This is a genomic window from Streptomyces sp. NPDC058289, from assembly GCF_042880975.1.
GTDB lineage: Bacteria > Actinomycetota > Actinomycetes > Streptomycetales > Streptomycetaceae > Streptomyces > Streptomyces stoeckheimensis.
The window spans coordinates 26,206-42,517 of record NZ_JBHVYI010000076.1; the positions used below are offsets into that span (position 1 = coordinate 26,206).

At 69.0% G+C, this 16,312-nt stretch carries 17 protein-coding genes and 3 pseudogenes; 9 read left to right on the forward strand and 11 right to left on the reverse strand.

Features of this window, described 5'->3' with window-relative positions:
* Positions 1–52: 52 nt before the first annotated feature.
* Complete coding sequence (locus ACFVX6_RS30455; RefSeq protein ID WP_389696889.1) at positions 53–409, forward strand: hypothetical protein; 357 nt, start codon at positions 53–55, stop codon at positions 407–409.
* 451 nt (positions 410–860) lie between these two features.
* On the opposite strand, the gene ACFVX6_RS30460 is transcribed toward ACFVX6_RS30455, so the two are convergent.
* Positions 861–1,370, reverse strand: a complete 510-nt coding sequence (locus ACFVX6_RS30460) for a hypothetical protein (RefSeq protein WP_389696891.1) — start codon at positions 1,368–1,370, stop codon at positions 861–863.
* Between the two features lie 455 nt (positions 1,371–1,825).
* On the opposite strand from ACFVX6_RS30460, the gene ACFVX6_RS30465 reads away from it, so the two are divergent.
* Together ACFVX6_RS30465 and ACFVX6_RS30470 are read left to right on the forward strand one after the other, a co-directional pair.
* Positions 1,826–3,034, forward strand: a complete 1,209-nt coding sequence (locus tag ACFVX6_RS30465; protein ID WP_389696893.1) for a cytochrome P450 — start codon at positions 1,826–1,828, stop codon at positions 3,032–3,034.
* 43 nt (positions 3,035–3,077) lie between these two features.
* Positions 3,078–3,857 carry a crotonase/enoyl-CoA hydratase family protein gene (locus ACFVX6_RS30470; RefSeq protein ID WP_389696895.1) on the forward strand — a complete coding sequence of 260 codons (780 nt, stop codon included), beginning with the start codon at positions 3,078–3,080 and terminating at the stop codon, positions 3,855–3,857.
* 821 nt (positions 3,858–4,678) lie between these two features.
* On the opposite strand, the gene ACFVX6_RS30475 is transcribed toward ACFVX6_RS30470, so the two are convergent.
* Positions 4,679–5,254: a hypothetical protein gene (locus ACFVX6_RS30475; protein ID WP_389696897.1), complete on the reverse strand. Its 576-nt coding sequence runs from the start codon at positions 5,252–5,254 to the stop codon at positions 4,679–4,681.
* Between the two features lie 517 nt (positions 5,255–5,771).
* Here ACFVX6_RS30475 and ACFVX6_RS30480 point away from each other — a divergent pair.
* The 3 genes from ACFVX6_RS30480 to ACFVX6_RS30490 all read left to right on the forward strand — a co-directional run bounded on the left by ACFVX6_RS30480 (position 5,772) and on the right by ACFVX6_RS30490 (position 6,942).
* The gene (locus ACFVX6_RS30480) at positions 5,772–5,981 is read left to right on the forward strand and encodes a hypothetical protein (protein ID WP_389696899.1); all 210 of its coding nucleotides are present in this window, start codon (positions 5,772–5,774) and stop codon (positions 5,979–5,981) included.
* The gene (locus tag ACFVX6_RS30485) at positions 5,972–6,169 is read left to right on the forward strand and encodes a hypothetical protein (protein WP_389696901.1); all 198 of its coding nucleotides are present in this window, start codon (positions 5,972–5,974) and stop codon (positions 6,167–6,169) included. The genes ACFVX6_RS30480 and ACFVX6_RS30485 overlap by 10 nt, the downstream gene beginning before the upstream one ends.
* A gap of 287 nt (positions 6,170–6,456) precedes the next feature.
* Positions 6,457–6,942: a flavodoxin family protein gene (locus ACFVX6_RS30490; RefSeq protein ID WP_389696902.1), complete on the forward strand. Its 486-nt coding sequence runs from the start codon at positions 6,457–6,459 to the stop codon at positions 6,940–6,942.
* Positions 6,943–7,178: 236 nt separating this feature from the next.
* On the opposite strand, the gene ACFVX6_RS30495 is transcribed toward ACFVX6_RS30490, so the two are convergent.
* Positions 7,179–7,613 (reverse strand): DUF6892 domain-containing protein, encoded by a 435-nt coding sequence (locus ACFVX6_RS30495; RefSeq protein WP_389696904.1) that lies wholly within the window; start codon positions 7,611–7,613, stop codon positions 7,179–7,181.
* A gap of 664 nt (positions 7,614–8,277) precedes the next feature.
* Positions 8,278–8,778 carry an excalibur calcium-binding domain-containing protein gene (locus ACFVX6_RS30500; protein ID WP_389696906.1) on the reverse strand — a complete coding sequence of 167 codons (501 nt, stop codon included), beginning with the start codon at positions 8,776–8,778 and terminating at the stop codon, positions 8,278–8,280.
* Positions 8,779–9,078: 300 nt separating this feature from the next.
* Between ACFVX6_RS30500 and ACFVX6_RS30505 the strand changes: the two genes are divergently transcribed.
* A complete protein-coding gene (locus ACFVX6_RS30505; RefSeq protein WP_389696908.1) occupies positions 9,079–10,188 on the forward strand; it encodes a DUF6183 family protein in 1,110 nt (369 codons plus the stop codon).
* A gap of 360 nt (positions 10,189–10,548) precedes the next feature.
* Here the strand turns inward: ACFVX6_RS30505 and ACFVX6_RS30510 are convergent.
* The 5 genes and pseudogenes from ACFVX6_RS30510 to ACFVX6_RS30530 all read right to left on the reverse strand — a co-directional run.
* Positions 10,549–10,758, reverse strand: a pseudogene (locus ACFVX6_RS30510) (ISAzo13 family transposase); the annotation flags it as partial.
* A 222-nt stretch (positions 10,759–10,980) separates the two neighbouring features.
* Positions 10,981–11,259, reverse strand: a pseudogene (locus ACFVX6_RS30515) (HNH endonuclease); the annotation flags it as partial.
* Positions 11,260–11,400: 141 nt separating this feature from the next.
* Complete coding sequence (locus ACFVX6_RS30520; protein ID WP_389696910.1) at positions 11,401–11,949, reverse strand: hypothetical protein; 549 nt, start codon at positions 11,947–11,949, stop codon at positions 11,401–11,403.
* A gap of 75 nt (positions 11,950–12,024) precedes the next feature.
* Positions 12,025–12,453, reverse strand: a complete 429-nt coding sequence (locus tag ACFVX6_RS30525; RefSeq protein ID WP_389696912.1) for a hypothetical protein — start codon at positions 12,451–12,453, stop codon at positions 12,025–12,027.
* 24 nt (positions 12,454–12,477) lie between these two features.
* Positions 12,478–13,245 (reverse strand): annotated as a pseudogene (locus ACFVX6_RS30530) (transposase).
* A gap of 135 nt (positions 13,246–13,380) precedes the next feature.
* On the opposite strand from ACFVX6_RS30530, the gene ACFVX6_RS30535 reads away from it, so the two are divergent.
* Positions 13,381–13,884: a hypothetical protein gene (locus ACFVX6_RS30535; RefSeq protein WP_389696914.1), complete on the forward strand. Its 504-nt coding sequence runs from the start codon at positions 13,381–13,383 to the stop codon at positions 13,882–13,884.
* Positions 13,885–13,888: 4 nt separating this feature from the next.
* Here ACFVX6_RS30535 and ACFVX6_RS30540 read toward each other — a convergent pair whose 3' ends face one another.
* Both ACFVX6_RS30540 and ACFVX6_RS30545 read right to left on the reverse strand, forming a co-directional pair.
* Positions 13,889–14,713 carry an ISL3 family transposase gene (locus tag ACFVX6_RS30540; RefSeq protein ID WP_389696916.1) on the reverse strand — a complete coding sequence of 275 codons (825 nt, stop codon included), beginning with the start codon at positions 14,711–14,713 and terminating at the stop codon, positions 13,889–13,891.
* A 405-nt stretch (positions 14,714–15,118) separates the two neighbouring features.
* Positions 15,119–15,907 carry a tetratricopeptide repeat protein gene (locus ACFVX6_RS30545; protein ID WP_389696918.1) on the reverse strand — a complete coding sequence of 263 codons (789 nt, stop codon included), beginning with the start codon at positions 15,905–15,907 and terminating at the stop codon, positions 15,119–15,121.
* 181 nt (positions 15,908–16,088) lie between these two features.
* On the opposite strand from ACFVX6_RS30545, the gene ACFVX6_RS30550 reads away from it, so the two are divergent.
* On the forward strand, positions 16,089–16,312 hold a 224-nt coding region (locus ACFVX6_RS30550; protein ID WP_389696920.1), incomplete at its 3' end, for a hypothetical protein.

Genomic DNA, 16,312 nt, shown 5'->3' on the forward strand with positions numbered 1-16,312 from the left:
GTCGTGTCCGCAATGCCCGACCCGCCTTCCCGGAAAGGGATCCCCCTCCCTCATGAAGCTCCGTACCACCGCCGCCGCTGCCCTGGCGGCCTTCGCCCTGGTCCTTTCGCTGCCCGGTTCGGCTCTCGCCGCCGAAGGCTATTTCCACTACAAGTACGTCGACGGTTACGGGCAGGAGCAGCACGTCACCCTGCACGACCCGCACAGCGGCAAGTGCGTCAACCTCTACGCCGTCAGCGACGACGACGAACAGCCCGGCTACGGCCCGCACAACGGCACGGACTCCGCCGTGGTCGTCTACGCCGGCGCCAACTGCGAGGGCCCGGAGTGGAAGCTGCGCGCGCACGGCAGCCCGGCACGCGACGACCTCGAGGTCCGGTCCGTGCGCTTCGCGGTCAACCCCGGCTAGCGGCACCCAGTATTCGAACCCGGTGAGGCCCGGGGCGGCCAACCTCCCAGGCCTCACGCCGGTTCAACCCCGAACGGGGCGGGCTCAACCGGTACCGGCGCGGCCCACGTCACCCCGGACCCGTTCGGCCGTCCCGACCGCTGCTCACGGGCGGCCGATCACGCCACACCCAGCCGGTCAATCGTCGGAATCCTGTGGTGGGCGAAGGATGCTCGGGCGCTCACCGGCCAAGCCAGCCGATCCAATCCGACGGCCGCAGGACCGAACCCTGCCCCGCTCAAACATCAGCCCTTGAGCGCAGCTGGGATTCTCGAACCGATGCGGCCAGGGCGGTGACCGTGTGGGGTGGAGCGGGCCGTACTCGGCCTCCAGCCCGGCGGCCCGACTGACTGACTGGATCAAGTCCCGCCGGGTCCATCGGCTTCGGCTTCCCCGGCCGAGGGGGCAGGCGTCAGTACAGCTGGGCTGCCGAGGGCGTGAGGGCCTGCTGCCGGTCGGGGGTGGTGTAGGCGAAGTTCGCCACCGTACGGCGCACGCCGGGACGGGTGAGGGGGGTGACGCGGTGTGCGGTGGTGTCGCTGCGCAGCAGGTAGCCGTCGCCTGGCCGGTGGTGGGCGCGGCGGGCGGTGTCCGTGTCGAGGGTGGTCAGGTCGGTGGTGTGGGGGGTGTATTCGAGGAGTCCGCCGTGGGCGGGGTTGTGGGGGGCTTCGATGAACAGGACCAGGGCCAGGGGGTAGTCGTCGGTGTGGGCGCCGTGGGTGTCGCCCGGCTGGTGGAGGGTGTTGAGGACGTGCCGCTCCAGCGGATCCCTGACCGGGACCGCGGGCAGGTGCGTGATCCGGCTGATCAGGGCGAGGAGGGCTTCGTCGTGGTAGAGGCGTGGGATGAGGGCGGACTCGCGGGCGATGATGTGGCCGCCGAGCGTGGTCATGTGGCGGGGCGAGCGGTCCGTGGACTCCATGTCGAAGTCCCGCCGTACGGCGAGGGCGGCCAGGCGCCGCGCCTCGTCGTACGGACGGATAGCGCCGCGGACGGCAGCAGAGTGGGCAGGGGCAGGTAGCCATCGGCGGCGAACCGCTCGGACAGGGCGGGGGTGTATTCGGGCAGGGTCAGCACCCCACGGCCTTTCCCCGGCCCGCTCGGGGCCACGCCGATGCGCCTGCCGTGTCACCCTCAGGGCGCCGGCAGGCAGGCGACCGCAGCCCAGGTGTCGGCAGCGCGGGGTTGATGACACCCCCCGGGGAGGGAGCCCGCCGCGGTGCTGGCCTTCGACGTCCATGAAGGCCAGTGCGCCCGGCTCACACGTGTTCCTCCCTGAGGTGGTGGGATGCGCCGGGAAAGCTGGGAACTGCCGCATCGTGGATACCGGGGTCTCGTTGGTGTGATGTCGTCGATCAACACCGAGCCGGAGATGATGTGCCCGCTGAAGCCAAGTCCCGTCCGCCCGCCGACCTGCTGGCGGCCCGGATGCAGGACCCCTACCCGTACTTCGCCTGGCTGCGCCGTCACGCTCCCGCCCACGTCGAACGGCGTCCCGGCCGGCCCGCGGTGTGGCAGATCTCCCGGTACCAGGACGTACGCGCCCTGCTATGCGACCCCCGTCTGAGCAAGGACCCCGGCCGGGTTCCCGGATATATGCCGGGGCCGTCCGGGCTCAACCGGCACCTGGTCCACGCCGACCCACCGGACCACACCCGGCTGCGGACCCTGGTCAACTCGGCGTTCGTGCCTCGCCGGATCGCCCTGCTGGAGCCCTTCATCGCCGAGGTAGCGCACCGGCTTATGGACAGGGTCGAGCACCAGGTGCACATCGACCTGATCGCGGACTTCGCGGCGCCGCTGACGTTCCGGATGATCTGCGCGATCCTCGGCGTACCCGAACACCTCGACACCCCCGGGACCCGGGACACTTTGATGGCGACCATCGCCCCCGACACCATCGCAGACCCGGCCCGCGCGGGGCGGGATCTGCATGCGCTGCTCGACGCTCTGATCGTAGGGAAACGGGCCGGGGAGGAAAGCGGCGGCGTGGACCTGCTGGGCGCCCTGGTGCGGGCGGGCGACGAAAGCGGCGCCATGAGTGAGGAGGAACTGCGCTCCACCGCCTACCTCCTGCTGCTCGTCGGCCATGACACCACCATGAACCTGATCGGCAACGGCATGCTCGCCCTGCTGCGCCACCCCGACCAGGCCGCGCGCCTTGCCGGCCAGGACGCCGGTTCCAGTCTTCTGGCCACCGCGGTGGAGGAGCTGTTGCGTTACGACTCGCCTGTTCGGGACGCCACGTTCCGGTGCGCGGGCGAATCGATCCGCCTGCACGGGCAGACCATCGACGCGGGCGAGATCGTCAGTCTCCTGATCGGGTCCGCCAACCGGGACGAGGAGCACTTCACCGACCCCGGCCGTCTCGACGTGGGACGGACACCCAACGACCACCTCGCCTTCGGGTACGGACCCCACTTCTGCATCGGAGCGGCCCTCGCCCGCCTCGAAGGAGCCGTCGCCTTCCCCCTGCTGCTGGAACGTCTGGGCACCGTGGAGCTGGCCAAACCGGCCGACGAGCTGCCCTGGCGCCCGGCCCGCGTCATACGCGGCCTCGCCGCCCTGCCCCTCGTCCGGCGATGAAACTCTCCCCTGCCCCTGACCCCTGCCCGCGGATCGGAAGGACATGATGAATACGCAATCCACCCAACCGGTAGTGGTGACCCGGCAGTGCGACGGCGTCCTGGTGATCACCCTCAACCGGCCCCATGTCCGCAACGCCGTAAACCAGGCCCTGGCCGACGCCCTCGACCAAGCGCTCACCCTCCTGGAGACCGACCCCGGACTCGACGTCGGTGTCCTCACCGGCGCGGGCGGCCACTTCTGCTCCGGCATGGACCTCAAAGCGTTCCCCGACGAGGGAGTACCGCGCGTCGCCGACCGGGGACTAGGCGGGCTCACCCGCGCCCGACGGACCAAGCCCGTCATCGCCGCCGTCGAAGGAGCGGCGGTGGCGGGTGGCTTCGAACTCGTCCTGGCCTGCGACCTGATCACCGCCGCCGACACCGCGTTCTTCGCACTCCCCGAGGTCGCCCGCGGCCTCGTCGCCTCAGAAGGAGGGGCCATCCGCCTGCCCTCCCGCCTCCCCCACCACCTCGCCATGGACATGCTCCTGACCGCCTCCCCGCTGCCGACCACGGACGCAGCCCGCCACGGACTCGTCAACCAGCTCACCGGCGAAGGCAAAGCCCTGGACGCCGCCCTCACCCTCGCCGGGCGGATCCGCGCCCACTCCCCCCAGGCCACCCGGATCACCCGGCACGTCGTCGAAGCCACCCGCGGCCTCGACGACCACACCGCATTCACCGTCCAGGACCCACTCACCACACCCATCTTCCACACCAACTCAGCAGCCGAAGGCACCCTCGCATTCTGCGAAAAACGACCCCCCGCCTGGACACCCTGACCAACCCACCGCCCCCACCCTGGACCACACGGCTGACCGAGCACCGGTCAGGTCGACGTACCGGTCGGCGGGCGCGGTCACCGGACACCCACCGGACGGGGGCTCTGGCGCCGGTGGCCGCTCCGGGGGCGGTGTTCTGCCGGGCCAGCCAGTACCAGCTGTCAGTGCCGCTGCCGCAGGGAGCGGATGAGCCGTCTGGCCGCGCGTTCCCCGGAGGCGAGGCTGTTTTCCACGGTTGATGCGGCGAAGTAGTCGCCGGCGAGCTGGAGGCGTGATTCCGGGCCGAACCGGGCGAGCAGGGGCGCGAGTGCGGCGAATCCGCCGGTCGGTTTGGCAACGACACACGGGTCCCACCGCCACAGGTATCCCTGTGCGACGCGGTCTGCGATGTCGGCGGGTTCGAAACGACCCGCACATCGGCCAAACCCGCCCTCCGCGCCTGGTCCAGCATGTGCTCCATCAGAAGCTTCCCCACCCCTGTTCCCCGCGCCTCGTCGGAGACGAGGCGCCAGGTCCCACTCAGCGGGATCCAGAATCAGAGAGTAGAAACCCACGAGCCCGGCGCCACCCTCCATCCGCGAGGCGAAAACGATGCCGGTCGAGTGGGGCGGGAGCGGCTCCTTTCACTGCCTGTTTCTGATCCCCAGTCCGAGGCCTCTCGCTACCCTGGGGGACAGGGCCCCCGGGCGCATTCGCGGCCGTCAACGCCATCTCTCGGTGAAGTTCACCATGGTGAACTTGAACCCAGTCACTCTGGCAACGGCGCGCCCCAGGAGTTGGGGTGGCGGTAGGAACTCTGTCACCAGCCACAACGGTGGCGCTTACTCCTCCATGCCCTCACTCTCCCCCTCCGGGGTCGGCGGCTGCCGCAACGTCAAGATCGCCGCCGCATGGAAGTTCAACCGTGCCGTGTTAGCCCGGATCGTCACCGTGTTCCACTCGTCCCAGTGCGGACGGGTCGCACCGGTCGACAGTTGAGCTGCGATCACGTCCCGCATTTCCCGGAAGGCGTCCTCCAACGCCCGTACCACGACGTCGATCCTCTGAGGGCCCAACAACTCCACGCGTTCGAGATCCCTACGGACCGGGCGCCACGCAGCTGCGAGCAGGCGGCTTGATTCCTCAGTCCAGTCGTCGAGCCGGTGGTCCCGCTGGTACTCACGGACCCGCGGCTCCCACGATTGCTGCAGGCGCTGAAGGCTGTCCACCGTCGCGTCCCAGGTATCTACGAACGTCAGGTAGGCCTGCTGGCGTTGCCCGCGTAGCCATTGACCGTGTTCGACGGTGGCTTGGTCGGTGGTTTGCCGCCGGCCAGCCCTGTAGCCGATGTATGCCACTGCGAGGGCAAACAGTCCGCCCGCTATGGCAGTGAAGATGGTTGCCGTTGTGTCGCTCATGGCGCACATCCTGCCGTTTGCCGACTGATGACAGAGTTCTTACCTCACGAGTTCCGTTCGCGGAACCGTTACCGTGACCGTTCTCCGAACGGGTCGACCTCGCCCTGTACTTCCACTTCTGCCGCTGACCTGCGCGCACGGGGATAAGAAACAGGCAGTCACGGCGCCCGTCACCCCCGGGCATAGGCCGGCCAAGCCGCCTGGATCCACACCAGCCTCGCACCCTGCCCGGCTTGGGCCCGCCGTGGCCGCTAGGCCCGCACTCCCGGTGCTGACAGGGTGGCAGTTGGAGCCCGCCCGGGTCCTCCTTCGCACGTCGGCCCGGGCGGGCCGCCACGCCCGGACTGATGACTGCCGGGTAGTGAGCCGACAGTTCAGCTCCCTCTCGCCATCACCCGATCCGGCCCGCGCGGCCGGTGCTTCTGCGCGCCTCGCACCTGGCCCACCGGACGCCGGGCCAGGATGGGGCCCCGCGGGCCCGGAGCCTTCGGGTGACGGGAGCAAACAATTGATCAACGTGGACGTTCAGCATCGCCGCAGCTCGGTCCTGGTCAGCGCCGCTGGAGACCTCGATGAGGATGCAGGCGAGGTACTCCAGCGGGCGCTGGACCACGTGACCATGGACGAACAAGACCTCCTGGTGGACCTGCACGGTGTCGCGGCCATGGACGCCGACGGCCTGCCCACCTCCTGGACCTGCACCGGCGCGCAGAGGGCATGCACCTGAGGGTCCAGGTCACCGGCCGGCAGTGCCAGCCCCAGCAGCTCATGGCCACGGTGGCCGGCATCCCCGGCCCCAGAGCGGCCACCGCGGAACGCTACGCACTGGCCGGCTTCCGCCGGCTCCTCGAATCCCGCGCGCAGCGCGCACGGGACAGCGCGGACTTCACCGCCGGATGGCTGCCCCACCCGTAGGACGGTCCACGATGAGGCAGACCGCTCTCGCCCAAGCCGCCGCCGTCGGCCTGGCGATCCGGCCGCGTTGGTACTCCTCGCCGCGCACGGGCGCGCACGGTTCTTTCGGGCCTCAACCAGGTTCCCATCGGCCTTGACGCCCTCGTCCGTCACCCCGACGGTGTCGTCTTCGAGTCCATCGAATTCGCGGTGTAACGCAGGTCACACTCCGAGGGCGTCACAGGACGCGGCCCGACCTTGTCTCCACTACGGGCGCGCACAACCAGCAGCATGCGAGGAGAACCACCATGAGCACCACGAAGAGCCTGATCGTCTGCCACTCCCTGTTGCACGGGAACACGCGGCGGGTCGCGGATGAGATGGGGCGGGCGTTGATGGCGGACGTCGTAACACCGAATGAGGTCGACATGGGCGATCTTCTGGCGTTCGAGCTGGTCGGGTTCGGGGCGGGGGTGCGGAACAACAAGCTGTACCCGCGTCTGCTCGAGCTGGTGGAGGCAATGCCGCAGCAGCCGGCCGGGAAGGCGTTCGTGTTCGCGACGAGCGGGTTTCCGGACGGAGGGCTCCAGAAGTACACCAAGCCTTTGGTGCGGCTGCTGGAGGAAAAGGGGTTCGAGGTCGTCGGGACTTTCACGTGCCGCGGCTGGGACACCTGGGCGCCGTTCAAGCCGGTCGGAGGGATACGCAAGGGCCGGCCGGACCGGGACGACCTGAGGGCGGCCCGTACGTTCGCAGAAAACCTCCTGGCCGACCTGGCGGCGCCTCGAGGGTAACCACGGCCGCTTGTGCCGGAGGGGAACGGCCGGTCCTCGCCGAGCCGCCCGGCGGTCTTGGCGACGCCGATGCCAAAGTCGGCGATCTCCTCCGCCCGGGCCAGCGACCACTTCATCTGCGGACCCGACACCCGCACCGGCCTGCGCCGCCTCCGCCGGCACCTGCCGCGGGTCCAGCAGGAACCGGCCCAAGTAGCGCACGCTCGTGAGCTGAACCGCGTACCCGAGCCGCTTGCTCAGTCCGTGTCGATGCCTCGGGAGGCGAAGACCTCCGCCGCGTCCGGCACCGCCAGGACGCCGTCGTCCACGAACGTGACCTCCCGCAGGCTGGGCAGCAGGTCGAGGTCGTCGAGCGACCTGACGTCGAACAGGTCGTCCTCGCCGTCCCAGGCGGGGGCGCAGTGCCTGAAGACGTCCGCCCCTGCGTCGAAGCACAGCTCCTCGATGCCGGCGAGCAGCTCGGCCGGTATCTCCAGGGCCTCGAAATGGGCCCGGGACTGCGGCAGCACCTCCGCATGGAGGCCGTTGTCCAGGACGTGGGACGCGGGGTCGCCGATCCCCTGCTCGGCCAGCCGCGCGGGCAGGTCGTAGACCGGGAGGAGCGGCTCGGGGCCGTACATGAGCTCCTCGATGACGAGCAGCTTGAGGTTGAAGTCGCGGAACTGGCTCATGGGAGATGACTACCACGGTAGGACGAAGGGCCAGGGCCCGGCCCCCTCGGGCCAGGTACAGCGCTCGGGCTGCGCTCTCGGCAGCGAGCACGCGGACATGTGCGCCGGGATCGGCCGTGAGTCACGACCGCGGGCGTCGCGTCGGTCAGGCCGGTGACGAGGCCGGCCCTCTTCGACGGGGACAGAGCCGGTCACACGGGAGCCGCGGCGGCTGGCTGCACGGCCGACGCCTGGAACCCGCCGGTAGCCCGGGCGGTCAGCGCGCGGCGCGCGGTTTTCCGGAGCAGTGTCGTCGGTCAGTTGTCCTCGGCGAGGATGAGATCGGCCACGTGGTGCGGGCAAGCGCGGGTATGCCAGGTCGCCGACAGGACCTTCCCCTCAGCGCTGAGAGTTCGCGCTTCCCCTGTGAGCTCAGTGGCCTGGCAAAAGGCGCAGAAGACAACCTTCAACGCGAGCAGGTCCGCTGGGGGACGGGATCGTGTCGTCGGTTCCATCGTCTGCTCCTGATGCTGGGCACGGGCAAGACATCTCACCTACCCACCCATGCTCCCAGCAGCCGCAGGCGTGCAGGGCACACCATGGAATACCGGCAAAAGTGATACCAGGCCGGTTCGTCAGACCATGGCACGGCCCCGGGACAGGGGGTGTCCCGGGGCTGCCGTTGTCACTCGCAGGCCACGCCGTCGCCGTCCCGGTCGAGGTGCGAGCCGTACCCGGCATCGCCACGCCGGATCGGCGCGGCACCAGCCTCCCGGACAGCCGTGCAGTTCCGGTAGGAGACACCGCCGCCACCCCCGCCGCCGGAACCTGAGCTCCCGGAAGTCCCGCCGTCCGAGGTCGAGCCGGAGACAGGAGCATCGGGCGGGCTCGCCGCCTTGCCGTCATCGCCCGAGGGCGCCTTTCGCACCGGCGGCCGCTCAGCAGGCGCTGGCGCGCTCGGCGCGCCAGCCGACGGCGCAGCGGCGGAAGGGGACGGCGACGGGGACGGCGCCAGGGTCGGGGCAGAAACCGCGGGCGACGGCGGGGGCGTTGCGGTGACCGTGACCGTGACCACGGGTGGTGAGGGCGGCTTTGCGTCGTCCTGCACGGGCTTGGGGCCTGAGGAGACCGCTGCGAGCAGGCGCCCGCCTTGGCCAGCCTGCAGCGGGGGGACGGCATCTCGCACGACGCCGGGCGCCGGGGCATCCCCTGCTGGCGGTTCCCGCCGTGGTCGCAGCGACGTTGATCGTGCCGCCCGTCGGGGCGGCGCTGGCGTTCATGGCCCGCTGGGACAAGGCAGGCAGAGCGGTCACCGTCGTCCTGGCCTCGATCTGGTTCATGGTCCAGGGTCCTGTGGACGGCGGCGGCATCCGCTCTTGTCTGTTCGTTCTCGTCTGGAGACGCGTGTACCCACCCGAAGCAACTCCGCCGCCGCCGGTTCCGGTGCGCCGGTACTTCTGTAGGTGACGCTTTAGGCTGGCGCACCGTGAGCGACGAAGCGAACGACCTGACGACCGACAGCGAACCTGAGTACATCTCACGTGATGAGGCCCGCCAGTACGCCCTGGCCGGCGACATCGCCCATCTGCAGGGACTGGGGTCGCACCTCACCAGCCGCTACGCGGCCGCCGCTCGGGCCGCCCGGATTCACAGAACCGACCTCGCCTACCTCCGGCGGATCCTCACCACGACCCCGGGCCGCGACAGCGTCGAGCTGCTGCTCCGGCTGCTCGGCGAACAGGAAGCCGCCGGCGGATCCATGGGACTCGAACTGCCGCTCATGGCGACGATGCTCGCCCAGCACCAGTCGCCCGCGGTCCTCGCCCGGACGGTGTTCACCGACATCCCTGAGGGTGACCGGCTCCGCGAGCTGCGGACCTGTCTGTTCCACGAGTTGCTGTTGCGCGGGGTGGACCCGGACGAGTTCCCGGCCCTGCGCCCCGGCTGGCTGCCTCCCCTGGACTGGCTTCCCGACCGCCGCCGCGCCCTGGAGACCGAACCCGACTTCACGCGCCATTCCGTGAACGGCTCGGCCAGCGGTGTGAAGACCGGCCTGCCCACGCACGGCCGGCTGGATCCGCCGACCCCCCGGCCGACCGGGAAGTCACCGCTGCTGAACTCCGTGACCGTGGACGAGCACAACCTCATCGTCACCGCCGCGGAAAGGAACTGGGGTTACGCCGCGGCGTGGGTCTTCCGGGCCGACCGGCCCATCATCCCCGCCCAGGTGCCCGCCCTGCTCCCCACCCTGCCAATGGACTGCGTCGCGGATCTGGGCCCCGACGGCCGCTACGAGATAGCCGCCCGCCCCGTGGGGGACATCTGGTCCCTGCTCTTCGCCACCGCTTCCATGGGACGGTCCGGCAGGTACGGGGCCTGGGGCCGGCTGCAGGCATGGCGTTCCCTGGCGGGCCTGTGCGGCCTCCCGTTCCACACGAGCGCGGCGGAGGTGGAGCGGGAAGCCGAGCAGTACACCTGGTTCCACTTCCAGACCGACTCCGAGTTCTTCCACCAAGACGGCGACGACTACGGCATCGCGGCCCTCTCCCCGGACGGCCTCCGCCTCGCCGTCCTGGCGGCCACGGACACCGACTAGAAGAGGCCGGTGGGCCTGTGGTGCATGAGGGTCTCGTGCGCAGCCAGGGGATGCGGATGCCGGCGACCGGACCAGCGTGTGATCCAAGGTTTCCGTGTCGGCCCGCAGCAGGCGATGAGGTCGGGGTGCGGGCGGGGCTTCGCAGAGTACGCCGTCGGGCGAGTGCTGCTCTCGCCCTGTTACCGGCGGGGCGTGGCAGGGCGGGAGATCTTGCGGCTGTGGAGGAGGTCACTGGACTCTCCTAGAACATCGTCTGCGGTACGCCCACAGGTTGCCCAGCATGCGACGCTGGTCACGTTGAGTGCCCAGCGCTCACTCGAAAGCGAGTTGGGAAGCGGCTGCTCGCCGGACCCGCCCCTACGGCTCGTCGCCGGATTCCAGCTCGAACACGCCATCGCGGACCGTCGTCTCACTGACCTGAGCCGCACGAGCGACAGCGCGGATTCCACCATGCCCCAGAAGCCTGGCCTCGGCCCCCATCAACAGCCGTCGCTGCCGCTCGTCCAGATGCGGGAACAACACCAGGAACTTCGAGGAGAGTTGGTCACGGGTCTCGTCCGGGATACGCATACCAGACCAACGAGACCCAGGTCGGGAAGCAACACCTTGATGATCTGCAAGCCCTTAGGTGACGGTCGCCCTCACTCGTGTCATCGGTGTAGACCGTCTTGCCGTCCTCGGGCTGCTTGAAGAATCCGAGCAGCCCGAGGACGCGCGTAGGGCCGTCGGCGAGGTGAGCTTCGGCTCGGTCCGACGCAGATGCCCGAAGGGGTGAGCCGGGTGCGTCGTCTACTACTGTGCGGCGGGCTCGTAGACGACGGTGGTAGTCGGGCAGTCCTCGGCGAGTCCGAGGAGGGCCTGGCGCTCGGCGCCGTCGGCGGCCAGGTTCCAGCGCAGCTTCGTCGCGGGCCACTGCGCGGTGTACTCGCAGTGGTAGCCCCCGGCCGGCGGCAGCCACTGCGCCGGGTCCTTGTCCGCCTTCGACCTGTTCGACTTCGCCGTGACCGCGATTAGCGTCAGCGGAGAGACCTGGTCGTTTGCGTACGCTTCACGTCGCGCCGCACTCCAGGCCTAGCCACCAGCTGGCGGGGAGCGACATTCAAATCGTGCGGTATCCCTGTCTGGCCCCGGCGGTCGAGGGGTCCGGGCGGCCTGTTTGTTGCCGCGGTTGTGGCCCGGCAGGAGCGCGAGTGCTTCGGGTGTCGCTAGGTGTCAGGAGCGGGGGCCGGCCTCACTCCGCTTCATGTAGCCGTCAGGAGGACACCCCGCGTCCGGGTCCTCTGCAGGACACATGCTCGGGTCCTCTGTATCTCCGAAGTCCCCGTAGAGGTAGACCCACACCGTGCACGTCGGATCCTCGGCAAATGACAGCCGAAGGTCATGGCCACGTGTGGCGGTCTCGTCGGGGGCGATGAGGCCGTCGGCTTTGGGGCTGCCGTAGAAGGCCCAGCGGCCATTGGACAGCTTCTCGGGATGGGCGCAGTCAGCCATCGCCTTGACCTTGTCGAATCCCGATCCAGTGAAGGTGTGTTCCTCCGAGAAGGTCAGGGACGTCCCTGCTGGGCTAGTCCACGTCCCTACCAGCTGCTCCTGCGGAATCTCCGCCGCGTGGATGGCTGCGCCGTATCCGCAAGATGCGGTGAGAACTACCCCAGTTACCGCGAGAGCCGTCGCCTGCCATCTACGCATGTCCGCAGACCTCTCCCCAGAGATTGGATGTCCGGCCCGCGGCCACACCTCAACGTATTTGAACATGCTCAAAAAATGCAGCTTCCCCCGGGGTCGCCGCAAGCGGCACCTCCCAGACCCGCCGTATGACGCGGCTTCGACCGGTGGTCAGGGTGGCGGGGCGGTCAGACGGGGTTCGAGGTAGGCGGTCCAGTCGGTGGAGGCGTGTCGTCGCCAGAGGGCGGCGGTGACGGGGTGGAGGCCGAGCATCGGTCCGAGGACTGCTGAGGGCAGGTCCTGGGCGAGGGCGATGAGGGCGGTTGCGCGGGCGGGCCGATTGGGGATGTGGAGGGCGGCCAGACGGCGGCCGAGGACGGTGGCGGAGAGGTGCTGTCCTGGGAGGTCTCCGGGGAACAGCCAGTCCTGGGAGGAGTTGGCCGCCCAGTTGGTCGGCGCCGGCATGTCCCTGAAGTCGGCCAACAGGTTGGCCAAGGAAGCGGGCAGGGGGATGGGGGTGAGATCGAGGGTCAGGAAGGTGTCCTCGCCGACGGTGCTTAAGGGCTGTACCGCAAATGGTCTCCGGGTCGCCTCGGGCATGGCCGGCCGTCGTGCGCCGCTCGTCTATCCGGCGAGTGCGAGGTTGTGCATCCGGGCGATGCCGAGCACGGCGTGGTGAACGCCGTCGCCCTTGAGGCGGCAGTCGCGGAGGATCTTCCAGGTCTTCATCCGGGCGAAGACGTGCTCAACGCGGGCACGGACCTGCTTGTGGGACTTGTTGTGTTCCTGTTTCCAGTCGGGCAACTCTTCGCCCTTGCGCCGGCGATGGGGCATGACGAGCCCGGTGCCGGGATAGCCGCCGTCGGCGATCGTCATGGTCCTGCCGACGGCGGCTTTGGCACCGGATTCCTCCCAGGCCTTGCAGTCGTTGCGGTTCCCGGCGAGTGGCCGGCCCACCACGACCACCAGGCGGGTGTCGGCGTCGATCACGACCTGGTGGTTGGTCGAGTACCGATAGTTCTTGGACTGCTCCGCCACCGTGTGGTCCCGGGTGGGCACCAGGGTGCCGTCCGCGATGAGCACAGTGTCCTTGCGGAACCGCTTGCGCGGCCGGAGCGCGAGCAGGGGGCCGAGGTGTCTAATGGCGCGGTCGGCCGCGGACTTCGATACCCCGAAGAGCGGGACAAGCTGGCGCAGCGTCAAGTTCGTGCGCCAGTACGCCGTGACCAGCAGCACCCGATCCTGCAGCGGCAGCCCCCACGGCCGACCCCGCCGCACCTAATCGGCCCCCTCGCGGCGCAGCGCGGTCACCAGCTTGCCGAAGCAGCGAGGGCTCAGCCCAGTGAACGGGGCTATCCAGGACGGGGCCGACGCCGTGATCACTCCAGTCACAGCAAGATCATGGCGCCAAGCCGGGGCCTTGTTGCACCGCCCGGTCACAGGCCGCCTGGCCGGGGCCTCACCCATAGCTGCACCATGCTTAAGGCACCGCCGGGGCCGGCACGAGGATCTGATGAGGAGCAGGGCGTGGGAAGTCTGTTGAGGAACGTCTCCGCGGTCCGCTGGGGAGAACTGCGCGATGCGACAGGGGCTGCGGCTGGCGGTATTCCCCCTCTACTGTCCCGGATCGCATATGGGGATGAAGCCACGGCCCGCCTCGCCATCGACGACCTGGGCGATGCCATCTGCGCGCTGGGGTTCGTCGTCGGCGAGGCGACAGCTCCCACGGTCCCGTTCCTTCTCGAACTGGCCGGGTCCCCGCACGTGGCCTGCAAGGCCGAGTTGCTAGACCTGCTGGGAGGTATCTGCCAGACCGACCAGTGGCACTCCGCCGCTGCGGCGACCCAGGACCGCAAGCACGACGCGAGCTACCGGCAGCAAACCGGCTGGGAGGCAGCCGCAAGGACAGCCGTGCACGCAGGCCGGTCAGTCATCGAAGGCGTCGCCTCCTCCGTACGGCCAGAGGAGGCGACGCCTGCTCGGAAGTTGTTGCAGGTGATGGACGACACCCTGCCGTTCCCGGAGCTATGAGCGGTCATTGCGGGACAGCCCTTAGGACGGGTGTGCTTGGTTTTGCCTCGCGTTCTGCGTGTTTGCGCAGGCAGGAACGGTGCTGGTGGCAGGTTCGCTCCAGGGCGTTCGAGAGGTTCTGCAGCAGATGCCAGCGATCGGCGACTTCGAGAGCTTGGGGTGCGGCCTGCCGGATCGCCTTGCTGTAGCCGCTGGCCCGGTCCCGGCAGATCACCTCGGCGCCTGGATGCTCGGTCAGCCAGGCAGCAAGCGTCTCGGCCGTCCGGTCAGGCAGTACATCTACTACACGGCTGGCCTCGACGTCGATGAGTACCGTCGCGTACCGAGTCCGGCGTCGAAGAGCGAAGTCGTCCACTCCCAGCACCCTCGGTGCCCGGTCGGGGACGGGCGGGGCCTGGAGCAGCTTCAGCAGAAGAGTCCGGCCGGCCCGCAGCTGCATCTTTCGGCAAAGCCGGGTCCCCGGCCGGCCCCCAAGCTCCACGGCGACCGCGCGTAGGCGCTCCTTCATCGCCAGGGTCAGGCGCCCGTGCCGTTCGGTGAGCCCTGCGACCTGCTCAGCGAAGGTCAGACGCGGACAGGACTTCCGGTCGCAGAAGAACCTGCGGGCCCTGAGCCGGACCACGACCTGGCTCTGTCCCAACGGCCGTTCGGCAAGCCAGCGGTGATACGAACTGTGGACCCGCCTGGCGACAGCCCCGCAGCCGGGGCAGCGACCGGGCGGGCCGGCACAGACCGCTTCCACCACGAGTTCCCCCGAGAACTCCTTGACAGCGCCGACTCGGACACCGGTCCCGGGAAACAGCACATCTGCGATCGAGCAAGCCCCCATGATCCAGAGCTGCCCCGAGTGAACGTTCCTGCATTCGCCCTGTGACCTGGGGATTCACGCAACCGCGGTCAGAGCCATCTTCAGCGTCGCTCAACACCCACGAGCAAGACGGCGAAGAAGGCCCGGCTACCCAACCAGCCTTTCATAGCCAGCACTGTTACCCGCGCGGCCGCACTGCCCGCGCTTCCGGTGCTGGCAGGGCCTAACGTGGAGCCTGCCCGGGTCCTCCTTCGCACGTCGGCCCCGGGCGGGTCACATTTATGTTCCGTCACCGGTCGCGAAACGCACGGCGCCCCAGCCGACCCCGGTGGCGGCAAGGGAGCCGTCCATACGATCCGTTCCCGACTATTCAACCCGATTGCCATCATGGGCCCGACCCACTGCGGGCACGTTTGGATCAGCTACTCAAGAACCAGTGATGCGGTCAAGCAGGGCAAGAGACCTTCCGGTGCGGTAGTGATTTGGGCCGAAGACGGCCAGGCAAGCTTCGTACGCGGCTGTGGCCCGCAGCTGAGCCTCGGGGGCGCGGCCCAGCCCGAGGAGAGCCGTGGCCGCGGCCAGTTCGACAGCTCCGGTCTCCGCACGGCAGTGTTCCGGAGGCAAGCTGCCACGTAGCACGTCGGCCCGCTCTGCCTCTGCGAGAGCTTCCGCGTGGCGGCCCTGACCACTCAAGCTGCGAGCCAGGCCCAGACACAGGACCAGCCAGAACGAGTCCGGTTCACGGTGGGCAGCCAGTGCCTGACGTGCCAGCGTCTCAGCCTCGGTATGACGGCCCAATTCGGAAAGGGCGTAGATCCGTCCGTTCCAGGCAGCCGCAGCTATGAACTGCATGTCCGGCCCAGTACCGCGGGCTGCAAGTTGAGCAACTGCCGCGCACTCCGCCTCGCACTCTCCGTGCCGGCCGAGCACGCTCAGCACTTGGGCGCGGTCCGAACGCAATTTCAGGGTCTGTGGGTGCTCGGTGCCGAAGACCCCTCTGAAGACAGGCACCAGCGCGTCGTATGTAGAGACGGCATCGGCATGGCGCCCTTGGGCTCCCGCCGCGAGGGCGGCGAGGCCCAACGCCAGCGGCCCATAGGTGTCGTCACGCGAACCGGACCGTGCTGCGGCCACGGAACGGGCCTCTGCCTCGGCCTCGGCATAGCGACCTGCCTTGTACAGGGCCATCGCTTGAACCAAGGGGGGCTCGGCCATCGGACGCAATGTGCTCCTATTACGCCAACCAAAGAGTCTCATGATCAGATCACACGAGTCGCTCACCACGCCCACACGCCCTTGCTACCGAATCGCCGTAGGCACCCGGTCCGACTGCCCACGCAGCAGAAAAGAAGACGTTCCAGTTGAAAACCGGATAGTTCATGGGCGGTGCCAGGTTATGGGTGTTTCGTTGGTTGCTCGTTTCGAGAGGTCCGAGATCATCGCGATGCGGATCATGCTATGGGAGTGTGCGCGTTCTCGGCACATCGTCGCGTCGACACCTCCGGCCGCCCAGCACCACAAGCTCAGAGGTCGTTTTCGTCCGATGTTTCATCCCGGAATCACATGTTCTGTGGTCTTCTTCGGGTCGCGCCAGGAGATGGTGTTCTCGCTGGTGAGGCG

What these genes read in the sequence shown, in the direction of transcription:
- ACFVX6_RS30455 (WP_389696889.1), top strand. Translation starts at nt 53, where the DNA reads ATGAAGCTCCGTACCACCGCCGCCGCTGCCCTGGCGGCCTTCGCCCTG.
- ACFVX6_RS30460 (WP_389696891.1), bottom strand. Translation starts at nt 1,370, where the DNA reads ATGGAGTCCACGGACCGCTCGCCCCGCCACATGACCACGCTCGGCGGC.
- ACFVX6_RS30470 (WP_389696895.1), top strand. Translation starts at nt 3,078, where the DNA reads ATGATGAATACGCAATCCACCCAACCGGTAGTGGTGACCCGGCAGTGC.
- ACFVX6_RS30475 (WP_389696897.1), bottom strand. Translation starts at nt 5,254, where the DNA reads ATGAGCGACACAACGGCAACCATCTTCACTGCCATAGCGGGCGGACTG.
- ACFVX6_RS30485 (WP_389696901.1), top strand. Translation starts at nt 5,972, where the DNA reads ATGCACCTGAGGGTCCAGGTCACCGGCCGGCAGTGCCAGCCCCAGCAG.
- ACFVX6_RS30490 (WP_389696902.1), top strand. Translation starts at nt 6,457, where the DNA reads ATGAGCACCACGAAGAGCCTGATCGTCTGCCACTCCCTGTTGCACGGG.
- ACFVX6_RS30495 (WP_389696904.1), bottom strand. Translation starts at nt 7,613, where the DNA reads ATGAGCCAGTTCCGCGACTTCAACCTCAAGCTGCTCGTCATCGAGGAG.
- ACFVX6_RS30525 (WP_389696912.1), bottom strand. Translation starts at nt 12,453, where the DNA reads ATGCCCGAGGCGACCCGGAGACCATTTGCGGTACAGCCCTTAAGCACC.
- ACFVX6_RS30540 (WP_389696916.1), bottom strand. Translation starts at nt 14,713, where the DNA reads ATGGGGGCTTGCTCGATCGCAGATGTGCTGTTTCCCGGGACCGGTGTC.
- ACFVX6_RS30545 (WP_389696918.1), bottom strand. Translation starts at nt 15,907, where the DNA reads ATGGCCGAGCCCCCCTTGGTTCAAGCGATGGCCCTGTACAAGGCAGGT.